This window comes from Nocardiopsis sp. L17-MgMaSL7, from assembly GCF_003182025.1.
GTDB classification, from domain to species: Bacteria; Actinomycetota; Actinomycetes; order Streptosporangiales; family Streptosporangiaceae; genus Nocardiopsis; species Nocardiopsis prasina.
This window is the reverse complement of the sequence record NZ_QGTF01000002.1, coordinates 36,047-57,833: the sequence shown is the minus strand read 5'-3', so window position 1 is coordinate 57,833 and position 21,787 is coordinate 36,047. Positions and strand designations below refer to the sequence as shown.

The 21,787-nt window shown below is 72.0% G+C and carries 19 protein-coding genes; 11 read left to right on the top strand and 8 right to left on the bottom strand.

Going from position 1 to position 21,787, the window contains the following annotated elements:
- Positions 1-18: 18 nt before the first annotated feature.
- Together BDW27_RS02900 and BDW27_RS02895 are read right to left on the bottom strand one after the other, a co-directional pair.
- Entirely contained in the window at positions 19-594 is a 576-nt protein-coding gene (locus BDW27_RS02900; protein ID WP_017546748.1) for a hypothetical protein, read from the bottom strand.
- A 79-nt stretch (positions 595-673) separates the two neighbouring features.
- Positions 674-1,189: a hypothetical protein gene (locus BDW27_RS02895; RefSeq protein WP_110048128.1), complete on the bottom strand. Its 516-nt coding sequence runs from the start codon at positions 1,187-1,189 to the stop codon at positions 674-676.
- Positions 1,190-1,341: 152 nt separating this feature from the next.
- On the opposite strand from BDW27_RS02895, the gene BDW27_RS02890 reads away from it, so the two are divergent.
- From BDW27_RS02890 to BDW27_RS02855, 8 genes are all read left to right on the top strand, one after another.
- A complete protein-coding gene (locus BDW27_RS02890; protein WP_233515614.1) occupies positions 1,342-3,090 on the top strand; it encodes an acyclic terpene utilization AtuA family protein in 1,749 nt (582 codons plus the stop codon).
- The gene (locus tag BDW27_RS02885; protein ID WP_110048126.1) at positions 3,087-4,685 is read left to right on the top strand and encodes an acyl-CoA carboxylase subunit beta; all 1,599 of its coding nucleotides are present in this window, start codon (positions 3,087-3,089) and stop codon (positions 4,683-4,685) included. The genes BDW27_RS02890 and BDW27_RS02885 overlap by 4 nt, the downstream gene beginning before the upstream one ends.
- Before the next feature lie 14 nt (positions 4,686-4,699).
- Complete coding sequence (locus BDW27_RS02880; RefSeq protein WP_110048125.1) at positions 4,700-6,760, top strand: biotin carboxylase N-terminal domain-containing protein; 2,061 nt, start codon at positions 4,700-4,702, stop codon at positions 6,758-6,760.
- Between the two features lie 8 nt (positions 6,761-6,768).
- Positions 6,769-7,929: an acyl-CoA dehydrogenase family protein gene (locus BDW27_RS02875; protein WP_233515613.1), complete on the top strand. Its 1,161-nt coding sequence runs from the start codon at positions 6,769-6,771 to the stop codon at positions 7,927-7,929.
- Between the two features lie 22 nt (positions 7,930-7,951).
- Positions 7,952-8,563, top strand: coding sequence for a TetR/AcrR family transcriptional regulator (locus BDW27_RS02870; protein ID WP_110048123.1), 612 nt, complete (start codon positions 7,952-7,954; stop codon positions 8,561-8,563).
- 136 nt (positions 8,564-8,699) lie between these two features.
- Positions 8,700-11,393, top strand: a complete 2,694-nt coding sequence (locus tag BDW27_RS02865; RefSeq protein WP_110048122.1) for an AAA family ATPase — start codon at positions 8,700-8,702, stop codon at positions 11,391-11,393.
- A 92-nt stretch (positions 11,394-11,485) separates the two neighbouring features.
- Positions 11,486-12,256: a DUF2306 domain-containing protein gene (locus tag BDW27_RS02860; RefSeq protein ID WP_233515612.1), complete on the top strand. Its 771-nt coding sequence runs from the start codon at positions 11,486-11,488 to the stop codon at positions 12,254-12,256.
- A 299-nt stretch (positions 12,257-12,555) separates the two neighbouring features.
- On the top strand, positions 12,556-13,077 hold the full coding sequence (locus tag BDW27_RS02855; protein WP_199560541.1) for a hypothetical protein: 522 nt from the start codon (positions 12,556-12,558) through the stop codon (positions 13,075-13,077).
- Here the strand turns inward: BDW27_RS02855 and BDW27_RS02850 are convergent.
- Together BDW27_RS02850 and BDW27_RS02845 are read right to left on the bottom strand one after the other, a co-directional pair.
- Entirely contained in the window at positions 13,067-13,477 is a 411-nt protein-coding gene (locus BDW27_RS02850; RefSeq protein WP_110048119.1) for a hypothetical protein, read from the bottom strand. The two genes, BDW27_RS02855 and BDW27_RS02850, sit on opposite strands and share 11 nt — an antisense overlap.
- An 82-nt stretch (positions 13,478-13,559) precedes the next feature.
- Positions 13,560-14,825 carry an MFS transporter gene (locus BDW27_RS02845; RefSeq protein ID WP_017546739.1) on the bottom strand — a complete coding sequence of 422 codons (1,266 nt, stop codon included), beginning with the start codon at positions 14,823-14,825 and terminating at the stop codon, positions 13,560-13,562.
- Between the two features lie 115 nt (positions 14,826-14,940).
- On the opposite strand from BDW27_RS02845, the gene BDW27_RS02840 reads away from it, so the two are divergent.
- Positions 14,941-15,690 carry a glyoxalase gene (locus BDW27_RS02840; RefSeq protein WP_233515611.1) on the top strand — a complete coding sequence of 250 codons (750 nt, stop codon included), beginning with the start codon at positions 14,941-14,943 and terminating at the stop codon, positions 15,688-15,690.
- A 6-nt stretch (positions 15,691-15,696) separates the two neighbouring features.
- Here BDW27_RS02840 and BDW27_RS02835 read toward each other — a convergent pair whose 3' ends face one another.
- Both BDW27_RS02835 and BDW27_RS02830 read right to left on the bottom strand, forming a co-directional pair.
- The gene (locus BDW27_RS02835) at positions 15,697-16,302 is read right to left on the bottom strand and encodes a PadR family transcriptional regulator (RefSeq protein ID WP_110048117.1); all 606 of its coding nucleotides are present in this window, start codon (positions 16,300-16,302) and stop codon (positions 15,697-15,699) included.
- A gap of 68 nt (positions 16,303-16,370) precedes the next feature.
- Complete coding sequence (locus BDW27_RS02830; RefSeq protein ID WP_110048116.1) at positions 16,371-18,362, bottom strand: acyl-CoA dehydrogenase; 1,992 nt, start codon at positions 18,360-18,362, stop codon at positions 16,371-16,373.
- A 257-nt stretch (positions 18,363-18,619) separates the two neighbouring features.
- On the opposite strand from BDW27_RS02830, the gene BDW27_RS02825 reads away from it, so the two are divergent.
- On the top strand, positions 18,620-19,519 hold the full coding sequence (locus BDW27_RS02825; RefSeq protein ID WP_199560540.1) for a polysaccharide pyruvyl transferase family protein: 900 nt from the start codon (positions 18,620-18,622) through the stop codon (positions 19,517-19,519).
- A 45-nt stretch (positions 19,520-19,564) separates the two neighbouring features.
- Here BDW27_RS02825 and BDW27_RS02820 read toward each other — a convergent pair whose 3' ends face one another.
- Positions 19,565-19,849: a helix-turn-helix domain-containing protein gene (locus tag BDW27_RS02820; protein WP_017546734.1), complete on the bottom strand. Its 285-nt coding sequence runs from the start codon at positions 19,847-19,849 to the stop codon at positions 19,565-19,567.
- A gap of 81 nt (positions 19,850-19,930) precedes the next feature.
- On the opposite strand from BDW27_RS02820, the gene map reads away from it, so the two are divergent.
- A complete protein-coding gene (gene map / locus BDW27_RS02815) occupies positions 19,931-20,698 on the top strand; it encodes a type I methionyl aminopeptidase (RefSeq protein WP_110048115.1) in 768 nt (255 codons plus the stop codon).
- Between the two features lie 86 nt (positions 20,699-20,784).
- Here map and BDW27_RS02810 read toward each other — a convergent pair whose 3' ends face one another.
- Complete coding sequence (locus tag BDW27_RS02810) at positions 20,785-21,783, bottom strand: LD-carboxypeptidase (RefSeq protein WP_017546732.1); 999 nt, start codon at positions 21,781-21,783, stop codon at positions 20,785-20,787.
- Positions 21,784-21,787: the final 4 nt, after the last annotated feature.

The window sequence follows — 21,787 nt, the reverse complement described above, 5'->3', positions numbered from 1 at the left end:
GGAGCGGGATGACCCCTGCTAGTTGGGCATGGGGGGCATCATCTGCTGCGGGGCGGCGTCCGGCACCAGCAGGAACGCGGCGGCGGCGACGAGGACGAACAGGAAACCGACCACAGTCGTCGCCGTGGCGGTCCAGCGCGCCCACGGGCTGCTGCCCCGGTTGAGCAGGGCCAGCGCCAGGGTCGAGGCGAGCACGGTGAGCAGGGACACCGCTCCGCCCATCCACAGCTGGGCCTCGATCGAGCGGACCTGCCCGGCGTCGATGGGCTGGCCTCCGAGCATGATCATGCTGGTGAGGAGCTCCAGCAGCTGGCCGGAGAAGATGGTGACCGCGAGCAGGGCAAGGCCCACGATGCTGAGGGTCTCGGTGGAGAAGGCGCCGCCGGGTCGGGGCTCGGCCTCGGTGACCTCGAACTCGTGTTCGTGGTCGTGACCGGCCTCCTCATCGGCGAGGCCGTCCTCCGCGGAGTCTGCGGCATCCGTCGCGCCGGAGTTCTGGGCGGGGTACCCCGGCTCGAACTTCGGCTGCGGCGAGCCCTCGCCGGAGCTCGTGGTGTTCTCGGGCTTGTCGTTGTCTTCCGGTGCGGTACTCACGCGGCCAACGTACCCGCGCATCGGGATAAGCGGGACCTAAGAATCACCTGCTCAGGCCAGGGATACCGCCAATTTCCACTCAGGCGGCGGGCGCGGGGGCGGTCAGCAGCACGTACGACAGCACGGTCAGGACGACGAGCAGGATCCCGACCAGCACGGTGCCGGCTGCCAGGTGGCGGACCCACGGGTGGGTCTCGGAACCCGACCGGAACAGGGCCACCGCCGAGCACAGGACGGCCAGTGCCGAGAACAGTCCGGCGCCGGTGAGTTCGCCCTGGACCGCCGCTCCGAGGGTGCCCTCGGCTCCGATCAGGGTCTGCGTGTTGAAGATCCCGACCAGCTGGGTGGACAGCAGGGTGGTGGCCAGCATGATGAGCCCGGCCACGCTGAAGGTCCCGGCGCCGAACAGGGAGTCGCGGTGCGGGGCGGGCTGACCCTGGAGGAAGGCCTCGGAGGCGGGTGAGGGCTCCGGGGTCGCGGAGGTCTCGGGTGTCTCGGGGGACTCCGAGGTGGGGGAGGTCTCGGGTGTCTCGGGGGACTCCGAGGCCTCGTCGGGGGTACTGGGGGACGCGGTGTCTTCTGAGGAGGTACTCACGCGCGCCAAAATACCCCTCGTCTGTCCCGATTCGCGGCCCCGTAACCGGTCGACTGCGGCCGGTTCCGGCCATTTCACCCGAGGGTGCCATTCAGGGGAAAAACAATCACGGGTGCTTGTTCTTTTCTGTGTCCGGTGTCACCCTCTTTCCCATGACCGCTACAGCAGCTCCCCCTCTGCGGATCGGGAACGCCTCCGGCTTCTACGGCGACCGCGTCGCGGCCGTCCACGAGATGCTCACCGAAGGCCCCGTCGACGTGCTCACCGGCGACTACCTGGCCGAACTCACGATGGCCATCCTCGGTCGGGACCAGCTGGCCGACCCGAGCCGGGGCTACGCGCGCACCTTCCTGCGGCAGATGCGCGAGTGCCTGGCCACCGTCATGGAACGCCGGGTCCGCGTGGTCACCAACGCGGGCGGCCTCAACCCACGGGGGCTGGCCGACCGCCTCACCGAGCTCGCCGACGGCCTCGGCTTCGAGCCCCGCATCGCCTGCGTCACCGGTGACGACCTGCTGCACCGAGCCGAGGAACTCCACCTGGGCACCCCCCTCACCGCCAACGCCTACCTGGGCGCCTTCGGCATCGCCCGGTGCCTGGACGCGGGGGCCGACATCGTCGTCACCGGGCGCGTCACCGACGCCTCACTGACGGTCGGCCCCGCCGTCTCCCACTTCGGCTGGGCCCGGGACGACCTCGACGCCCTCGCCGGGGCCACCGTCGCCGGACACGTGATCGAGTGCGGGACCCAGGCCACCGGCGGGAACTACGCCCTGCCGCGCGAACTCGCCGGACACGACCTGGACCACCCCGGGTTCCCGATCGCCGAGATCGCCGCCGACGGCACCTCGGTCATCACCAAACAGCCCGGCTCCGGCGGCGCGGTCACCGCGGGCACCGTCACCGCGCAACTCGTCTACGAGATCCGCGGCGCCCGCTACCCCGGCCCCGACGTCACCACCCGCCTGGACACCGTGCGGCTCCACCAGGAGACGCGGGACCGGGTGCGGATCAGCGGAGCCACCGGGGAGGACCCGCCACCGGACCTCAAGGTCGGCCTCACCGGCATCAGCGGCTTCCGCAACGAGGTCGAGTTCCTCGTCACCGGCCTGGACGCCGAGGACAAGGCGGCCCTCGCCGAACGCCAGATGCGCGCCGCCCTGGCCCACCGGGGCCCCGCCGACCTTCGGTTCGAGTTCGTCCCCGCCCTCGACCCCCACGGCGACACCCAGGACGACGCCACCGCGCGCCTGCGCGTGGTCGCCCGTGACCACGACCCCGCCGTCATCGGCCGCCGCTTCGGCGCCGCGGCCGTGGAGCTGGCGCTCTCCAGCTACGCCGGGTTCCACATCACCGCGCCGCCCCGCGACGCCCGACCGGACGGGGTCACCGTCACCCACGCGCTGGTCCCAGCCGCCGAGGTCGAGCACACCGTCATCACCCCCGAAGGCGAACGCGAGCAGGTACCGCACACCGTTCGCACCAGGGAGCTCACGGAGGTTCCCGAACCCCCGCTCCCCGCGTCCCCTCCCGACGAACCCACCAGGCTGGCCCCCCTCGGCCTGGTCCTGGGCGCGCGCAGCGGCGACAAGGGAGCCGACGCCAACGTGGGCGTGTGGGCCCCCTCGGACGAGGCCTGGCGCTGGCTTGCGCACACCCTCACCGCCGACACGCTGCGCGAGCTGCTGCCGGAGACCGCCGACCTCCGGGTCACCCGCCACCTGCTCCCCGGTCTGCGGGCCGCCAACTTCTGGATCGAGGGGATACTCGCGCCGGGCACCGCCCGCCGCGAGGGACTGGACCCCCAGGCCAAGGGGCTCGGTGAGTGGCTGCGCGCCCGCCGCCTCCCCGTCCCCGAGTCGCTGCTGTCCGAGACCCCGCTGCCCGAGGAGGGCCCGTGAGCGTTCTGACCTCCCGACTCGACACCCGGGGCCCGGCCTACGCCGAGGCGCGGGACACCATGCTCGCCAAGCTGGCCGAGCTCGACACCGAACACGCGAAGGCGCTGGCCGGGGGCGGCGAACGCTACGTGGAGCGGCACCGCGCCAGGGGAGGTCTGCTGGCCCGGGAACGGATCGAACTCCTCCTGGACGAGGGCAGCCCCTTCCTCGAACTGTCCCCCCTGGCCGCGTGGGGCAGCGACTTCCACGTGGGCGCCAGCGTGGTCACCGGGGTGGGCGTGGTCTCGGGCGTGGAGTGCGTGATCGTCGCCAACGACCCCACCGTGCGCGGCGGCTCCAGCAACCCCTGGAGCCTGCGCAAGTCCCAGCGGGCCGGGGAGATCGCCGAGCGCAACCGGATGCCCATGATCAGTCTCGTGGAGTCGGGCGGCGCCGACCTGCCCACCCAGAAGGAGATCTTCATCCCCGGCGGCGGCACCTTCCGCCACCTCACCCGGCTCTCCGCCGCGGGAATCCCCACCATCGCCCTGGTCTTCGGCAACTCCACGGCCGGAGGCGCCTACGTCCCGGGCATGAGCGACCACGTGGTCATGGTCCGGGACCGGTCCAAGGTCTTCCTCGGCGGACCACCGCTGGTCAAGGCCGCCACCGGGGAGGAGAGCGACGACGAGTCCCTGGGCGGCGCGCGCATGCACGCCGAGGTCTCCGGGCTCGCCGACCACCTGGCCGAGGACGAGCACGACGCGATCCGCGTCGGCCGCCGCATCGTGGCCCGCCTCAACCACACCAAGGCCGGTCCCGCCCCCGTCCGCGGGGTACGCGAACCCCTGTTGCCCGCCGAGGAACTCCTGGGGATCATGCCGCCCGACCTCAAGGTCCCGGTGGACCCGCGCGAGGTGATCGCGCGCGTGGTGGACGGCTCGGAGTTCGACGAGTTCAAACCCTCGTACGGCCCCGGCCTGGTCACCGGCTGGGCCACCCTGCACGGGTACCCGGTCGGACTCCTGGCCAACGACAACGGCGTGCTGTTCAGCGCCGAGTCGCAGAAGGCCACCCAGTTCATCCAGCTCGCCAACCGGTCGAACACACCGCTGGTGTTCCTGCACAACACCACCGGCTACATGGTGGGCGCGGAGTACGAGCAGGGCGGCATCATCAAGCACGGCTCGATGATGATCAACGCCGTCTCCAACAGCACCGTCCCGCACTTCTCGGTGCTCATCGGCGCCTCCTACGGCGCCGGGCACTACGGAATGTGCGGACGCGCCTACGATCCCCGCTTCCTCTTCTCCTGGCCCAGCGCCCGCTCCGCCGTCATGGGCCCCAAACAGCTGGCCGAGGTCGTCTCGATCGTCTCGCGCGCCTCGGCCGCCAAGAAGGGCCAGCCCTACGACGACGACCAGGACGCGGCCATGCGCGAGCTGGTGGAGAACCAGATCGAGGCCGAGTCCCTGCCGATGTTCCTGTCCGGCCGGGTCTACGACGACGGCGTCATCGACCCCCGCGACACCCGCACCGTCCTCGGGCTGTGCCTGTCCTTCGCCAGCAACGCACCGGTACGCGGCACCGACCGCTTCGGTGTCTTCCGAATGTGAGAAGGGGAAGGCCCATGACCCCCACAAGCCACACGGCCCACACCCGTCCCATCAGCACGCTGCTCGTTGCCAACCGGGGCGAGATCGCCCGCCGGGTCATCCGCACCTGCCGGACCCTGGGAGTGGCCACCGTCGCCGTGCACGCCCCCGGCGAGGAGGACGCCGCCCACGTGCGCGAGGCCGACACCGCCGTGCGCCTGTCCGTCCCCGAGGGGCGCGGTCCCGTCGACGCCTACCTCGACCCCGACGCGCTCGTGGCCGCCGCGCGGACCGCGGGAGCCGACGCCGTCCACCCCGGGTACGGCTTCCTCTCCGAGAACGCCGACTTCGCGCGCGCGGTCACCGGCGCCGGACTCACCTGGGTCGGACCCTCCGCCGAGGCCGTCGAGCAGATGGGGTCCAAGACCCTCGCCAAGAAGATCGCCCGCGACGCCGGGGTGCCGGTCGCGGACGCCCTCGACCCCGCCGCCGTGCGCGCCGAACACCTGCCCGTCCTGGTCAAGGCGGTGTCCGGGGGAGGCGGACGCGGCATGCGCGTGGTCCGCGACCTCGGCTCCCTCGCGGACGAGGCCGAGACCGCGCGCGCCGAGGCGGCCTCCGCGTTCGGTGACCCGGCGGTGTTCTGTGAGCCCTACGTGGAGCGCGGCCGCCACGTGGAGGTGCAGATCCTCGCCGACCACCACGGCACGGTCTGGGCACTGGGCGAACGCGACTGCTCGGCCCAGCGCCGCCACCAGAAGGTACTGGAGGAGGCGCCCGCCCCGGGGCTGCCCGAGGAGGTCCGCCAGCGGCTGCACCGGGCCGCCCGCGACCTCGCCGCCGTGATCGGCTACACGGGGGCCGGAACGGCCGAGTTCCTGGTCCCGGTCACGGACGCGGGCCTGGGGGAGCCGGTCTTCCTGGAGATGAACACCCGCCTCCAGGTGGAGCACCCCGTCACCGAGTGCGTCACCGGACTGGACCTGGTGGAGTGGCAGCTGCGGATCGCTGAGGGCGAGCCGCTGCCCGACACCGGGCCTCCCGCCCCGCGCGGCCACGCAGTGGAGGCCCGCCTGTACGCCGAGGACCCCGGTGACGACTGGCGGCCCCGCACCGGCACGCTGCACGCCTTCGAGGTCCCCGCCGCGGACCTCTCCTTCGCTCCGCTCACCGCGCCCGGGGTGCGCCTCGACCACGGGGTGGAGGCGGGTGACACGGTGGGAACCGACTTCGACCCCATGCTGGCCAAGGTCATCGCCTACGGACGCGACCGCCGTGACGCCCTGCGCCGACTGTCCGCCGCCCTGGCGCGGGCCCGTGTGCACGGGGTGGGCACCAACCGGGACCTGCTCGTCCGCGCCCTGCGCCACCCGGACCTCACGCATGCCGAGACCGGTCCCGAACGACTGCACACCGGCTTCCTGACCGGCGACCGGCTCACCGAGCTCGCCCGACCCCTCGCCGACCCGGCCACGGAGGAGCTGGCCGCGCTCGCCGCCTCCCTGGCCTCGGTCGAGGCGGCCCGGGGGAACGGCGTCCTTCCCCCGGGCGTCCCGGCCGGATGGCGCAACCTGCCCTCCGCCCCGCACCGGCACCGGCACACCACACCCGAGGGCCGCGAGACCACCTCGTCCTTCCGTTCCGTGCGCGGCGCCCACCTGCCCGAACGTGAGGGCGTCCGGGTGCTCTCGGCCACGCCGGAACGGGTGGTGCTGGAAGTGGACGGGCTGCGGCGCGCCTTCGACGTGTACGGCCCCCGCCCCGGCGGCGCGGACGTGTACGTGGAGTCTGCTCTGGGCTCGGTCACCCTCACCCCCGTCGACCCGCTCCCCGCACCCGAACCCGCCGTCGACCCCGGAGCCCTGCCCGCGCCCCTGCCCGGAACCGTCACCGCCGTGGACGTCGCGGTGGGGGATCGGGTCCGCGAGGGGCAGACCCTGCTGCGCATGGAGGCGATGAAGATGGAGCACCGCGTCACCGCTCCCGCCGCCGGGACCGTCCGGGAACTGCCCGTCGCCGCGGGGGACCGGGTCCCCGCAGGGGCCCCGCTGGCCGTCCTCGACCACACCGACAACAACGAAGGGCCTGATCAGTGACCGGTGCCATGACCTTCAACGAACCGACCGAGCGCGTCGAACTCCGGGCCGCCGTCGCCGGCCTCGCGGCCAAGTACGGCTCCGAGTACTACCGGGCCAAGGCCAGGGAGGGCTCCTACCTCACGGAACTGTGGAAGGAGGCGGGCGGCCTCGGATACCTCGGCGTCAACGTCCCCGAGGAGTACGGCGGCGGGGGCGGCGGCATCGGCGACCTGGCCGCCGTCCTGGAGGAGTTCAGCGCGGCGGGCTGCCCCACCCTGATGATGGTGGTGTCCCCGGCCATCTGCGGCACCGTTCTGGCCCGCTTCGGCACCCCCGAGCAGCGCGGCCGGTGGCTGCCCGGGCTGGCCAGCGGAGAGTCCATCATGGCCTTCGCCATCACCGAACCCGACGCCGGATCCAACTCGCACCGCATCACCACCACCGCGCGCCGCGACGGCGACGGCTGGGTGCTCAACGGACAGAAGACCTTCATCTCCGGCGTGGACGTCGCCGACGCCGTTCTCGTGGTCGGCCGTGTCCAGGACGAGGACACCGGCCGCCTCTCGGCCGCCCTGTTCGTCGTCCCCACCGGAACCCCGGGGTTCACGGCCCAGCGCATCGAGATGGACCTGGTCAGCCCCGACCACCAGTACCAGCTGTTCCTGGACGACGTCCGGCTGCCCGCTGACGCGCTGGTCGGGGACCCCGAGGCCGGACTCCTCCAGCTCTTCGCCGGGCTCAACCCCGAACGCATCATGGCCGCCTCCCTGGCCACCGGCAGCGCGCGCCACGCCCTCGACAAGGCCGTCGCCTACGCCAAGGAACGCACCGTGTGGCGCGACCAGCCCATCGGCTCCCACCAGGGGCTGGCCCACCCGCTGGCGCAGGTGAAGATCGAGATGGAGCAGGCCCGCCTGATGACCCAGCACGCGGCGCTCCGCTACGATTCCGGCGACGACGCGGGCGCCGGGGAGGCCGCCAACATGGCCAAGTACGCCGCCGCCGAGGCGTGCGTTCGATCGGTGGACCAGGCCGTGCAGACCCTCGGGGGCAACGGTCTGGCCAGCGGGTACGGTCTGGGTTCGGCGATCGCCGCCGCCCGGCTGGCCCGGATCGCCCCGGTGAGCCGGGAGATGGTCCTCAACTACGTGGCCCAGCAGTCCCTCGGGCTGCCCAAGTCGTACTGACACGGGAGAGAAGGGGCGCGCAGTGGGCACGGCATCCGACCGGGAGCCGAGACAGGAACGCAGCCGGGCCACGCGGGCCCGGCTGCTCGACGCGGCCGTGGAGTGCCTGGCCGAACGCGGCGTGGCCGGAGCCACGGTGGGCGCGGTCGCCCAGCGAGCCGGGGTGTCCCGGGGCGCCGCGCAGCACCACTTCCCGACCCGTGAGGACCTGCTCCTCGCCGCGCTGCGGCACATGGTGGACGGTCGCGGGGCCGAGCTGCGCCGCCGCGCCGAGGCGGTCCCGGAGGGGCCGGGCCGCACCGAGGCCGTCGTGCAGATGGTGGTGGACGCCTTCAGCGGCACCGGCTTCAACGCCGCCCTCCAACTGTGGGCCGGGGCCGCCAGCGACCCCGCGCTGCGCGCGCGGGTCATCCCCCTGGAGGAACAGGTGGGGCGGGAGGTGCACCGCGCGGCCGTGGAACTGCTGGGCGCGGACGAGTCCGTGCCCGGGACCCGGGAAGCGGTCCAGGCCACCCTGGACCTCGCTCGGGGGCTGGGCCTGGCCAACCTCCTCACCGATGACGGACCCCGTCGGCGCCGGGTCGTCCGCCAGTGGGCGGCCATGCTCGACCAGGCCCTGGAGATCGTCGGCTGAACCCCGGGAGCGGAGCTGTCCGACAACTTCCCGTGGTCGCGTTGGCCGCGAGCGGCATGATCGGGTCCTTCGTGGTCGCGAGAGCCCGACAGCGCGAGGACCAGAGCGCACGTGCCGGTTCACTATCGTTCTGCGTATGCCTACTGCCCCTTCGCGACCGCTTGTCGGCAGGTGCGTCGAGACCGGCCGCCTGAAGACCCTGATCGACACCGCCGACCAGGGACAGGGAGGTGTTCTCGTCCTGCGCGGCGAGCCGGGCATCGGCAAGAGCGCACTGCTGGACCAGGCAGCGCGCATCGCCGCGCCACGCTTCCAGATCCTCCACGGCACCGGATCAGAGTTCGAGAAGGAGCTGCCCTTCGCCGGGCTCCACCAGCTCTGCATGCCGGTCTCGACCCACCTCGACCAACTGTCGCCCGATCACCGTGACATCCTCCGGGTGGCGTTCGGCCTGGCGGGCGGCTCCCCGGACCCGCACCGTGTCGGCTTGGCGGCCCTGGAACTGCTCTCCACCGCCGCCCGGCGACAACCGGTGCTGTGCGTCATCGACGACGCGCACTGGCTGGACCGGGCCTCGACCCGGGCACTGGGGTTCCTGGGTAGACGTGTCGCCGCCGAACCCGTCGCCATGGTGTTCGCGACCCGGGCCACCGAACACCGCCTGGACGAGCTACCGGGTCTCACCCTGGGCGGACTGAGCAACTCCGATGCTCGCTCTCTTCTGAACGCGGAGAAGACCACCACCCTCGACACACAGGTACGCGAGCGCCTCCTCAGCGAGGCCCGAGGCAACCCGCTCGCCCTGATCGAACTGCCCAAGGCGGGCGGTTTCGTCCCCACCGCGCCTTCGGCGGTCGCGCAGCGCCTACAGCGAAACTTCCACACCAGGTTCGAGGGGCTCTCCGAACCCGCACAGCGACTGCTGACCCTGGCAGCGGCCGAACCGACCGGAGATCCGCACCTGCTCTGGGCCGCCGCCCAAGAGTCGGGCATCGACGTGGCAGAGGCCTGCCCCGTCGCGGAGGCCTCCGGACTGGTCGAGTTCGGTACACGCGTGCGCTTCTGCCACCCTCTGGCTCGCTCCTCGGTGTACTGGGGGGCGGATGTCCAGCGCCGCAGGGCCGTGCACCGTGCCCTGGCCGAGGTCACCGACGCGGTCACCGCGCCAGATCGGCGGGCCTGGCACCGGGCCCAGGCGAGCAGCGCGCCGGACGAGGAAGTGGCCACCGAACTCGAGTCGGCAGCCGCGCGAGCCCAGGCACGCGGAGGGATCGCGGCCGCGTCCGCCTTCCTCGAACGCGCGGCGACGCTGTCCCTGGACCCCGGCAGACGCGTCCAACGCACACTCGCGGCGGCCCGGGGAGCACTCGACGCGGGCATCGCGGACACCGCAGCCGACCTGCTCAACAGCGTCGACGCCGACACCCTGGACCCGCCCCTGCAAGCCTCCGTCGACCTGCTACGCGGCAAGCTCGCCCTCCTCAGGGGCGGGCAAGAGGTCCAGAACGGGCCGCGCCTACTCCTGCGGGCCGCCCGCCGACTGGCTGCCACCGATCCGGAGCTGTCTCGTTCCTCCCTGGTGAGCGCCCTGGAAACAGCACTGGTGACCGGACGACCCGCCGGGGTGATGGAGCAGGTGCTCGAAACCGCGAACGCGGCTCCTCCGACCAACCGATCCCCTGATCTTCTGGACGCCCTGGAGTTGCTCAACGCCGGGCGGTACCGGGAAGGCGTCCCGATGATCCGCCAGCTACTCACCGGTGAGGCGAGCGCGTGGGACCGGCACCCGGGGTTGGCGAGCCTCCTGGCCGCCGACCTGTGGGACCACGACGTGCACACCATCATCACCAAGTGGATGACGCACACCGGGCAACAGAGCGGATCACTGACCCTGACCAGGCTCGCTCTGGCCCAGAAGGCCATCTCCGCGGTGCTCACCGGCGACTTCCAGCGAGCCAGCGCCGCCATCGCCGAGGAGGAGGCGATCGCCGACGCGCTCGCAGACGCGCCGAAGATGTACCCACGCCTCCAACTGGCCGCGATGCGCGGCCGCGACAAGGAGGTCTCCCAGTTGCTGGCCGAGGCGCAGCGCCAAGGCCAAGGGCATCTCCCCGCCAATATCGACTGGGCCGGGGCCGTGCTCAACAACGGACTCGGGGACTACTCGCGAGCACTGGATGCGGCCGTGCGCGGGTCGCGGGACGCGGGCCTGTTCCTCCCCGGGGTCATTCTCCCCGAACTGGTGGAGGCCGCTGCCCGGTGCGGGCACGAGAGGCTGGCCGCTGAGGCACTGGAGTCCCTGGCCGAGCGGACCGAGCCGGTGGACACCACCTGGGCCCGGGGTGTTCTGGCCAGCACCCGGGCGCTGGTCAGGGGAGTGGAAGACGACTACTGCCAGGGCATCGAAGAGCTGGAACGCAGCCCCTGCGCACCCGGGCTGGCCAGGTCTCACCTGCGCTACGGGGAGTGGCTGCGCCGCCGCAACCGCCGTCGCGACGCGCGCGAGCAACTGCGCACCGCACACCGGATGCTGTCCGATCTGGGGATGGAGGCCTTCGCCCACCGGGCGGCCAACGAGCTGCGGGCGACCGGCGAGGTGGTGAGCGAGCGCTCCGAACGGCCCCTGGACCGCCTGACCATGCAGGAGATCCACGTCGCTCGATGCGTGGCGGAGGGCGCCACCTCCAAGGAAGTGGCGGCACGGCTGTTCCTGAGCCCGCGGACCATTGACGCCCACCTGCGCAGGATCTTCCGCAAACTCGACATCACTTCCCGCAGACAGCTCAGGGACCTGCCCGAACTCGGCCAACCGTTGGAAGCGGCTGATTAGGCGACGATCACCGACGCGAACGAGCCCGCCCACGCAGCAGCATGTTGGTGACAACGGCCTACTACTCCTGCGTGGGGGAGATCTTGACCAGCATGACCAAGTCGACGCGCCGACGATGGTGGTGGGCCCTGTGGGGCCTTCTGGCCGCATCCGCGGTCGGGATCGCCGTCTACTCGGCACAGACCTATCTGATCGGCGGCGAGGAACGCAACCAGATCCCGCTCAACGACCTGTTCGCTTCGCACTACGTGACCATCGCGGTGCACGCGGTCCCCAGTTCGCTGGCGTTGCTCATCGGCCCGTTCCAGTTCCTCACCTGGATCCGAGTCCGCTACCCGAAGGCGCACCGGGTCGCGGGACAGGTCTACATGGTCTCGATCGTTCTGGGTTCGATCGCGGCCCTGTTCGCCGCGACCTTCTCGGTCAGCGGGTTCTCGGTGCAGGTGGCCTTCTACATCCTCACCGTGGCGTGGCTGTACACCCTCTACCAGGCTTACGCCACCATCCGCCGTGGTGAGGTCCAACTGCACCGCATCTGGATGATCCGCAACTACGCGCTCACCTTCGCCGCGGTGAGCCTGCGGATCTACCTGATGACCGGCCTGGCGCTCCAGGAGAGGTTCTTCCCCTCCCTGACCTTCGATGACATCTACCACGCGAGCGCCTGGGCCTCCTTCTTGGTGAACGTGCTCGTGGCGGAGTACTTCATCGTCCAGCGCACCCTGAAGCCCCTGGCCAGGCGTCAGAAGGTCAAGGGGCGCACCAGCCGGGCCGCCGCCGGGGCTGCGGTTCGTCCGACAGTGGAGGGCCCCGAGGTCGAACCGGTCGGTGCGGGTCCGGCTGATTCGTCCCGGGTTCCTTAGAGGCTCGGAACCAACGCTTCGTCGTGTGCCGACACGGGCCCTGCCGGTGGAACGTCAGCTCGGGGCGCTCCTCAAGGGTGTGGGGTCTGGAAGCACCGGAGGCTCTCGTGCTCCACGTCCGGGTGGTCTGCGGCTACTGTTGGGTAATCGCCTACCACCCCGGCGTGGCGGGCGATTATGATCGGAAGTGTCGGTCGGGGGACCGCCCCGACGGTTCCTCACAACACTTCTGCGGACAGGGCGGTGGACCGGTGGCAGCGGACGCGGGCAGGGACCTTCCCAGCCTGGCCAAACGGGCGTTGGACGCGTTCTCTGAGAGCGCCACGCGCGGCAGGGACCGCGACGCCCTCATGGACTCCGCGTTCGCGCGGCTCTTCGAGCTCTACCAGGCCACGACCGAGGCCGAACGCGGATCCCCGGCCGGGCAGAACTTCAACGCGACCCTCGCCGAACTCCTCGTGAGCGGCAACAACCCGGTCCGGCTCAGCCTGTACGTGGTGCGCAGCCAGACCGCCGCCGAGAACGGCCAGCACGAGGGGTACCGACCGGCCTGCTGGCGCCGTTCCATGATCCAGCTCCTCGGCGACGCGTTCGTCCCGCTGGAGAGCTTCCTGCGGCCCATCGACCTCGGAGCGCTCCCGCGCATCGACGACGCCCTGGAGGCGGTGGCCGCCAACGCCAGCCCCGCCACAGTCGAGGAGGTCCCCGCCTGGGTACCGGAGACGCACTGGTGGTGGTGGGAACCGGCCCGTCAGCGCGGCGAGGAGACTCCCTCGCACACCCGTGCGGACAGCGGCACCCTGGACGCCGTCAGCGACTGACCGGCGGGTCGCGCAGGGAGTCGAAGCCGCCCCGGGCCGGAACCAGGTGGACCTCCCCGGGCCTGGCCGTGTCCACGGTCTCCTGGAGATGGACCATCAGCAGCTCGAAGGCCTCGGTCAGGCCCTCCTCGCGTCGGGTGCCGAACGCGGCCACCGCTTCCTCGACCAGATCCCGCAGCCGGGCGGCCAGGGTCGGCGGGTCCAGGTGCAGGACCATCGACTCCTCCAGCTCCCGGCCCTGGAAGCAGCCGATCCGGATCCCGCGCTCCCCGGGCAGGACCTCGGCCCGGCTGGCGGCACGGTAGGTCACCGGGGCGCCGGCCCCGCCGGGCTGGACGGTCGTCTCCGCACCCTCGGTCAGCTCCCTGACCAGCCATTCCCAGGTCTTCCGCTCATCCATGCCCCCATGGTCACCCCTGGTGGGGCAGTGGCGCCAGGGGTGACACGGTGGTCAGCCCGCTCCGGGCCCCGCTGCCGGGGGCTCAGCGCACGCCCCGGATCCTCCAGACGGTCACCGCTCCCACCAGGGAGACGAGCCCGCAGACGGAGTACAGCACCGGGTAGCCGCCCAGGTGGACGACGATCGGCCCGGCCAGTGCCGGGGCGATCACCTGGGGGCCCGAACTGGCGATGTTGACGATGCCCAGGTCCTTGGCGCGCCCCTCGGCGGCCGGGAGCACTTCGGTGACCAGCGCGTTGTCCACGGACAGGAAGACACCGAACCCCACCCCCAGGACCACGGCGCAGGCCAGCACGGCGGTCCACGTGGGCACGAGCGCCAACGCGAACGCGGGCAGGCCCATCACCACCCCGGCGAGGGCGACCATGCCGCGGCGCCTCCCGATCCGGTCCGAGACCGCGCCCGCGACCACGGTGGTGGCCACGACCGCCGCCGTGTACACGAGGATCAGCGTGAGCAGCCCGTCCGTGGCGGAGGAGCCGGGGAACAGGTCCTCGTACCCCACGGCGTCGCGCAGGAAGTAGAGCATGTAGAGGATGAACATCGCGTTGCCCGTGCCGATGAGGAACCGGGTGAGGAAGGCCCAGGCGAAGTCCGGGTGCCTCCGGGGCGAGACCCACAGGCTCCGGACGAGGTCGCGCCAGGGCGGCCGGTCCTCGCGGGGCAGGGGAGGGTCGGGGGACAGGAGCGCGAACGGCAGGGCGCACACCAGGGTGAGGACCCCGATGAGCGTGTACCCGGGGGAGACCTCGGTGACGACCACGGTGACCAGCACGACCGCAGCCACGACCCCGGCCGACTGGGGGATGCCGATCCACCCGGAGACCGCGCCGCGCTGGCTCCGGGGCACGTGGTCCGGGACGGCGGCGAGCAGGGTGGCGTTCAGGCAGGACAGCGCGGTCTGCACGAACGCCCAGCCCAGCAGGATGCCCCAGACGCTCTCCTGGGAGCCCAGGACGACCAGCCCGGCGCCGCCGAGCAGGGCGCCGGCCAGGACCCAGGGTCTGCGACGGCCCAGGGGCCCCGTGGTGCGGTCCGACAGCGCTCCGGCCAGCGGAGTGGCCACCATGGCCATGGCCGCGCCGACACCGGTGACCCAGGCCAGGACGGTCTCCTTGTCGGCGGGGCTGACCCGGCCGATCTGTTCCGGGAGGAGGACCTGGAGGGGGCCGAAGAAGGCCATCCACATGCCGAGGTTGGCCAGGCTGATCCCGGCCACCCACAGGGCGCGGACGTCGCGTGTCGGCTCGGCGAGGGCTCGGGGCGGCGGCGCCGGGGGAGTGCGCACAGTGTGACCCACCTAACATGAGGAGGGTTCATGTTAGACCAGTCGGGCCGAGCGGGGGAAGGGTTCGGGGGAACCCGTTGGCATCTAGTCAACTTTGACTAGTAGCGTGGGGGGCATGACAGAGTCGATGCGTCCCAACGAGACCACCGTGCCGGGTCTGCACACCCACGACCCCCAGGCCACCCTCGACTTCTACGAGTCGCTCGGTTTCGAGGTGACCTGGAAGCAGTTCCGGCCCTACGTCTACCTCGCGTTCAGGTGGAGCGGCTTCGAGCTCAACTACAGTGCCGCGCCCAAGGGACTGGACCCCGCCCAGGAGAACACCGGCGGCGCGCTGGTGATGGTCGACGCCGTGGCCCCGTACCACGAGGCCATCACCGACGCCATGCGCGCCGCCCACGGCAAGGTCCTGTCGCGGGGCCTGCCGCGCGTCACCCGCTTCCGCCCCGGCGCGAGCCGCTTCACCCTGATGGACCCCTCCGGGAACAGCCTCATCTTCATCCGGCGCGACGAGCCCGAGGGTCTGGACTACGGGGGATCACCCGAACTGGAGGGCATCGCCCGGGCCCTCGACCAGGCGCGCAACTTCAGGGAGTTCAAGAACGACGACCTCGCCGCGTACCGCCACCTGAAGTCCGCCCTGCGCAGGCACGCGGAGACGGCCCCGGCGGTGGAGCGGGCCCTGGCGCACGCCACCCTGGTCGAGCTGTCCCTGGCACTGGACGACCCGGAACGGGCCCGGGCCTGGCGGACCGAGCTGGCGTCGGTGGAACTCACCGAGGAGGAGCGCCAGCGGGTCGAGCGGGAGCTGGACCACGCCATCCGCCTGGAGGAGTGGCGGGACGGCGAGGGCGACCGGTCCTGACGTCGTTCAGTTCCCGGTGTCGGGGGCCAGCACGCCCTCGAACGGCGTGCCCTCCTCGTCGGCGAAGGTGTACGCGCCGCCCTCGACCCGTGAGATCAGCCCCCGGGTCCAGGCGGCCTCGGAGTCCGAGGTGTGCACCCACAGGTCCATGATCTCGCCGATGTGCCCCATCGGCTCCGGGCCCCGGTCGGGGTCGTAGTACCGCACCACCTCGGAGCGCCACTCCTCCAGGCCCGCCAAGCGTCGCCGCAGCAGGGTGAGGGCCTCACCCCGGGGCAGGTCCACGGCGAAGCCGAGTCCGGCGGAGAGCACGTCCGGCCCGGTGTCGTGCGCCGACAACGCGGCGCGCAGCAGCGAGAAGTACTCCTCGGTGCCGCGCCCGGTGACCTCGTACTCGACCCGGGGCGGACCACCGGCGGTGGAGGGCGCCACCTCGTGCGCCACGAGCAGGCCCTGCCGGGCCATCTGCTTGAGCGCGTGGTAGATCGACCCCGCCTTGGCGTTGGTCCACTCGTGCGCGCCCCAGGACTCCAGGTCGTTACGGACCTGGTAACCGTGTGCCCGCCCGTGGAGCCGGACCGCTCCGAGCACCAGCAAGCGGATGGCCGACATCCCCGCACCCCTCACCCCGTGTGGTCAACGCCGACCAGCCTACGGGGTGAGGGGCACTGGGGGCCGGATCAGACCGGCTGCTCGGCGGCCAGCTGCTCGTCCTGCCGCCGGTGCTCGGCGCCCAGGGCGATCGGCGCGCCCAGCCACTCGTCACGCAGCCCGAAGGCGTCCACCAGCCGCACCGCGTAGGGGCGCAGCCCGCGGCAGAGGTCGTTCACGGCGGCCGTGACCGCCTTGGTGCGCGCGGTCGAGAGCCGCTCGTGCTCCAGGAACCAGGCCCGGTCCTCCTCGATCACCGACAGCACGTAGAGGTCGCACAGGCGGTTGAGCAGCTTGGCCGTGGACTGGTCGCCGCAGCGGTCGATGCCCGCCACGAACGCCTCCAGCACCACCCGGTCCATGTGCGCCCGACCGGCCGCGAGCACGTGGTCCTGGGCCTGGTTGAACACCTCGAAGGCGTCGCTGCCGTCCTTCCTGGAGCGCCGCAGCCGCCCGGCCAGGCCCTCGATGATGTGCTTCTCGCGGTCCTCCATCAGCTCCAGGTGCCAGCCCCGGTTGTACAGGCCCGCCTCGTCCCGGCCCGGGGACGCGGCGACCAGCCGGTCGATCAGCGGGATCGCGGCGGTGCGCTCGATGACGGTCTCGAACACCTTCCCCGCCATGAACCGGGCCAGGCCCAGCTGGTCGAGGTCGCCGAAGGAGTCCTTGAAGTTGGTGAGCAGGGCCTTGGTGAGCTGCTGCAACAGGACGGTGTTGTCACCCTCGAACGTGGTGAAGATGTCCGAGTCCGCCTTGAGCTGCGGGATGCGGTTCTCCGAGAGGTACCCCGAGCCGCCGCACGCCTCGCGGCAGGTCTGGATGGTCTCGGTGGCGTGCCAGGTGGCGACGGCCTTGAGCCCGGCCGCGCGCGACTCCAACTCCCTCTGGGCGTGCTCGTCGCGCTCGCTGGCCCGGGACAGCTCGTGCAGGCGGGTGACCAGCTCCTCCTGGGCGAAGTGCAGGCCGTAGGTGCGGGCCAGCGCGGGCAGCAGCTTGCGCTGGTGGGCGAGGTAGTCCAGGACGCGCACCTCCCGCTCCGGCTGGGTGTCCGTGGCCGGGCGGGTGAACTGGCGGCGGGTGTCGGCGTAGCGGATCGCGATGGCCAGCGACGCCTTGGTGGCGGTGCCCGCGCCCCCGGCCACGCTGATGCGGCCCCGGATCAGGGTGCCCAGCATGGTGAAGAACCGGCGGTTGGGATTCTCGATGGGGCTGGAGTAGGTGCCGTCGGCGGCCACGTCCCCGTACCGGTTGAGCAGGTTGGTGCGGGGCACCCGCACGCCGTCGAACCACAGGCGGCCGTTGTCCACCCCGTTCAGCCCGGCCTTGGGGCCGCAGTCCTCGACGGTCACTCCGGGCAGCGGAGTGCCCTCGGCGTCGCGGAGGGGCACCATGACCGCGTGCACGCCGTGCTCGATCAGGCCGCCGTCGCCGTCCGGCGTGCGCAGCTGGGCGAAGACCACCGCCATGCGTCCGTCGCGGGCGGCGTTGCCGATGTAGTCCTTGCGCGCGGACTCGTCGGGGGTGTGGACCACGAACTCCCCGGTGCCCGGGTCGAAGGTGGCCGTGGTGCGCAGGCGCTGCACGTCGGATCCGTGGCCGGTCTCGGTCATCGCGAAGCAGCCCGGCAGGTCCACGGTCATGACGCCGGGCAGGTACTTCCGGTGGTGCTCGTCGGTACCCAGGGCCCGGATGGCCCCGCCGAACAGTCCGAACTGCACACCCATCTTGACCATGAGGGACATGTCCGCGACGAGCATCTCGAAGGCCACCACCGAGGCGCCGATGTCGTCGGTTCCGCCCACGGACTCGGGGAAGCCGTAGGCGGGCACGCCGGTCTCCGCCAGCGCCAAGAGCTGCTTGAGGGTGCGGGCGCGGTGCTCCTCCACGGACAGGCCGTACACCGGGGCGAACTCCTCGCCCCGGATCACGTCGCGCGCGCGTTCGCGCACGTGGGCCCAACGCCCGTCGAGCAGCCCGCGCAGCTCGGCCTCGTCCAGCTTCAACAGAGCCTGTTCGCTCATGTGCTCCCCCTGTGGTCGTCGTTGACGCGACCTTCACCTGTTACCACTCCGCGCCGAGGGCGGCCGTGTACACGCCCGGGTCGCGGGTGTGTGAGTCCCAACGTAGGGGGTGGCGCGCCGGAGTTCCTCCCTTCCCCGTTTGTGGCCCGACGGCGGCGGTAATCACTGACCACGGTGGGGGTGGTCGAGTGCGTGAGAGAGAAAGGGGCCCGGAGAAGGACACCGGCCGGATACGGCGGACTCCCGGGCGCGTTCTGGTGGCGGGGTGGTTCTCCTTCCTGCATGGGGAGGCCACAGCAGGCGATGTCGGCGCCGCCGAGGCGGTGGGCGCCACGCTGCGGTCGGCCGGAATCCGGTACGAGGTGGCATGGAGCCCCGTCTTCAGGCCCGACGGGCTCACCCTGGACGAGGCGGAGAAGCGTGACTACTCGGATCTGGTCTTCGTCTGCGGGCCGGTCGGCGGTGAGCAGGTGCGCGATCTGCACCGGCGGTTCCCACGGAGCCGACGTGTCGCGGTGGGCGTCTCAGTGGTGGATCGCGGGGACCCCGCCTTCCTTGGTTTCCATGCGGTCCTGGCCCGGGACGGAACGTGCGCGGGGCCCGAGCGTGACCTGGCGCCGGGGGCACCGAGGAAAGGCCGGGAACTTCCGGTCGTCGGGGTGACCGCCGCGCCTGGCCAGCCCGAGTACGGTGCTCTCTCGGCTCATGACCGGGTCCATGAGGCTCTTAGCGGATGGTTGGTCGCCAAGGACTGCGGGCGTCTGCCCCTTGACACGAGACTCGACCGGACGGACTGGCGACACTGCGCGCACCCCGACCAGTTCGACGCCTTGGTGCGTCGCACCGACCTGGTGGTGACGACCCGCCTTCACGGGCTCGTCCTGGCCCTGCGCAACGGTGTACCCGCGCTCGCGGTGGACCCCGTCGTCCACGGGGCGAAGGTTGCGGCACAGGGCAGGGCCTGGAACTGGCCGGTGCTGACGGTCGAGGATCCCGTCCGGGGCCCGGACCCTGCTTCCCTGGACCGTTGGTGGGAGTGGTGTCTGGCAGAAGGACGCCGGGAGGCGGGGCTCAGGGCGGCGGACACGGTCTCGCCGCTGGGGTGCCGGCTGGTGGAGGTGCTGCGAGGGGAGAGGGCGCCCCTCAACGGAGGCTGAAAGGCCCCTGTGCTGTGCCGTCGTCGAGTGCTCCTCCCGCCGAGGTCAGACGGCGATGCCGTGCAGGGGGGCGGGTACGGGGCTCGGCACGGGGTCGACCCGGGCGAGCAGGGTGTCCAGGGACAGTCCCAGGGTGGCGGCGACGGCCGCCACGGTGAAAAAGGCCGGGGTGGGGACGCGGCCGCCCTCGATCTTGCGGAGGGTCTCCACGGAGATCCCCGAGCAGCGGGCGACGTCCACCATCGTGCGGTCGGCCCGGGCCTCCCGCAGGAGGGTCCCCAGGGCACGGCCGCGTTCGATCTGGTCTTCGGTCAGCGGTTCTCGAACCATGGCGCGAGTCTATCCCGGGCGCGAGAGGTCGTATATTAATACCGGTATAGTTATCCTCACCTCATTCGGAAAGGGTTCCCCATGGTCGAGATCAAGACCCCCGCGGAGATCGCACTCATGCGCGAGGCCGGACGGGTCGTCGCCAACGCGCTCGCCGCCGGACGCCGGATCGCCGCACCCGGCCTCACCACCGCAGACCTCGACCGCGCCGCCGCCAAGGTCATCTCCGACGCGGGCGCCGAGCCGCTCTTCCAGGGGTACCAACCGGGCTGGGCTCCCATGCCCTTCCCCGGTGTGGCCTGCGTGAGCGTCAACGACGAGATCGTCCACGGCGTCCCCGGAGAGCGGGTGCTGGCCGAAGGAGACCTGGTCAGTCTCGACTGCGGCGCGCGCCTGCGCGGCTGGTCCGCCGACGCCGCGATCAGCTTCGTGGTGGGGGAGGCCGACCCCGCCGACCTCGCCCTGATCGCCGACACCGAGGCCGCGCTGGCCCGGGGGATCGCCGCCGCGCGCCCCGGTGACCGCGTGGGCGACATCGGCCACGCCATCGCGACCGAGGCCCGCGCCGCCGGGTACGGGCTCACCGCCGACCACGGCGGGCACGGTATCGGCCGCACCATGCACGAGGCACCCGACGTGCTCAACGACGGTCGTCCCGGCCGGGGCTTCCGGCTCGCCCCGGGGCTGGTCATCGCCATCGAGCCCATGCTGGTGCGCGGCGGCTCCGACGGCTACGCCCACGGCGACGACGGGTGGACGGTGCTCAGCGACGACGGCACCCGGGCCGCCCACTGCGAGCACACGGTCGCCGTCACCGAGGACGGCCCGGTGGTGCTCACCCTGCCCTGACGCGGCCCGGCCCGAGAACGGCCCCTGGGGCCCCGGTCCACCCGCACGAGCGGGTGGCGCGGGGATCCCGGGGTCGTCTGCTCCAGCTATTCCAGTCCCGGTACACCCAGAGCGAGGGTGCCCGCGTCGGCGTCCAACACCGCCGGAACACCCAGCGGGACGGTGAGCTGCGCGGGGCAGTGCCCGAAGTCCAGGCCCCACAGCACCGGTACCCCCAACGGCTCCAGGCGTTCCCGCATCAGCTCGGAGACGACCCCGGGGTCGGGCGGGCAGTCCGTCCACGTGCCCAGGGCGACCCCGGCGACCCCGTCCATCCACCCCGTCCGCAACAGATGGGTGAGCATGCGGTCGAGTCGCGCGGCGTCCTCGTTGACGTCCTCCAGGATCAGGACCCCGCCCGCCGCCGAGAGCCGGCTGTGCGGGGTGGCCAGCCCGTCGTTGAGCAGACTCAGGTTCCCGCCGAAGGTGACCCCCGCGACCCGGCCCGGGACCAGGGCCCGGGCACCCGGCGAGGTCAGGAGCATGCGCCTCTCGGGGGTGAACAGTGTGGTGTGCAGCTCCCGCTGGGCCACGTCGTCACCCACGAAGTAGCGGGTCCCCACCACCGGACCGTGTACGGTCGCCATCCCCAGCTCCACCGCGAACGCCTCGTGCAGCGCGGTGATGTCGCTGAAGCCGATCAGCGCCTTGGGAGCGGCCTGGCGCATCGCGTCGAAGTCCAGCAGGTCCAGCATCCGGTGGGCGCCGTCACCGCCCCGCGCGCAGAACACCGCGCGCACACCGGGATCGCACCACGCCTCCTGGAGGTCGCGGGCCCGGTCCCGGTCCGCCCCGGCCAGGTACGGCAGCACCGGATGGCGGTCACGCACGTGGGGGGCCAGCTCGACCTCCAGGCCCCACCCCCGCAGCGCCTCCACCGCCGCGTCCAGCTGCTGGTCCGGAACCGGACTGCACGGGGCGACCAGACGCACCCGGTCGCCCTCCCGCAGTCTCGGCGGACGGGTCAGCGCCCTCGCTCTGCGGGGGTCCGCCACGGGGCCCCCTTCGCGAACCTCGGTCACCGACTCACCCACGTTGGTCCCCATCCCT

Excerpts from the sequence above, each read along its gene's own strand:
- BDW27_RS02890 (WP_233515614.1), top strand. The coding sequence starts at position 1,342 with ATGACCGCTACAGCAGCTCCCCCTCTGCGGATCGGGAACGCCTCCGGC.
- BDW27_RS02880 (WP_110048125.1), top strand. The coding sequence starts at position 4,700 with ATGACCCCCACAAGCCACACGGCCCACACCCGTCCCATCAGCACGCTG.
- BDW27_RS02875 (WP_233515613.1), top strand. The coding sequence starts at position 6,769 with ATGACCTTCAACGAACCGACCGAGCGCGTCGAACTCCGGGCCGCCGTC.
- BDW27_RS02865 (WP_110048122.1), top strand. The coding sequence starts at position 8,700 with ATGCCTACTGCCCCTTCGCGACCGCTTGTCGGCAGGTGCGTCGAGACC.
- BDW27_RS02860 (WP_233515612.1), top strand. The coding sequence starts at position 11,486 with ATGACCAAGTCGACGCGCCGACGATGGTGGTGGGCCCTGTGGGGCCTT.
- BDW27_RS02850 (WP_110048119.1), bottom strand. The coding sequence starts at position 13,477 with ATGGATGAGCGGAAGACCTGGGAATGGCTGGTCAGGGAGCTGACCGAG.
- BDW27_RS02840 (WP_233515611.1), top strand. The coding sequence starts at position 14,941 with ATGACAGAGTCGATGCGTCCCAACGAGACCACCGTGCCGGGTCTGCAC.
- BDW27_RS02835 (WP_110048117.1), bottom strand. The coding sequence starts at position 16,302 with ATGTCGGCCATCCGCTTGCTGGTGCTCGGAGCGGTCCGGCTCCACGGG.
- BDW27_RS02830 (WP_110048116.1), bottom strand. The coding sequence starts at position 18,362 with ATGAGCGAACAGGCTCTGTTGAAGCTGGACGAGGCCGAGCTGCGCGGG.
- BDW27_RS02820 (WP_017546734.1), bottom strand. The coding sequence starts at position 19,849 with ATGGTTCGAGAACCGCTGACCGAAGACCAGATCGAACGCGGCCGTGCC.
- map (WP_110048115.1), top strand. The coding sequence starts at position 19,931 with ATGGTCGAGATCAAGACCCCCGCGGAGATCGCACTCATGCGCGAGGCC.
- BDW27_RS02810 (WP_017546732.1), bottom strand. The coding sequence starts at position 21,783 with ATGGGGACCAACGTGGGTGAGTCGGTGACCGAGGTTCGCGAAGGGGGC.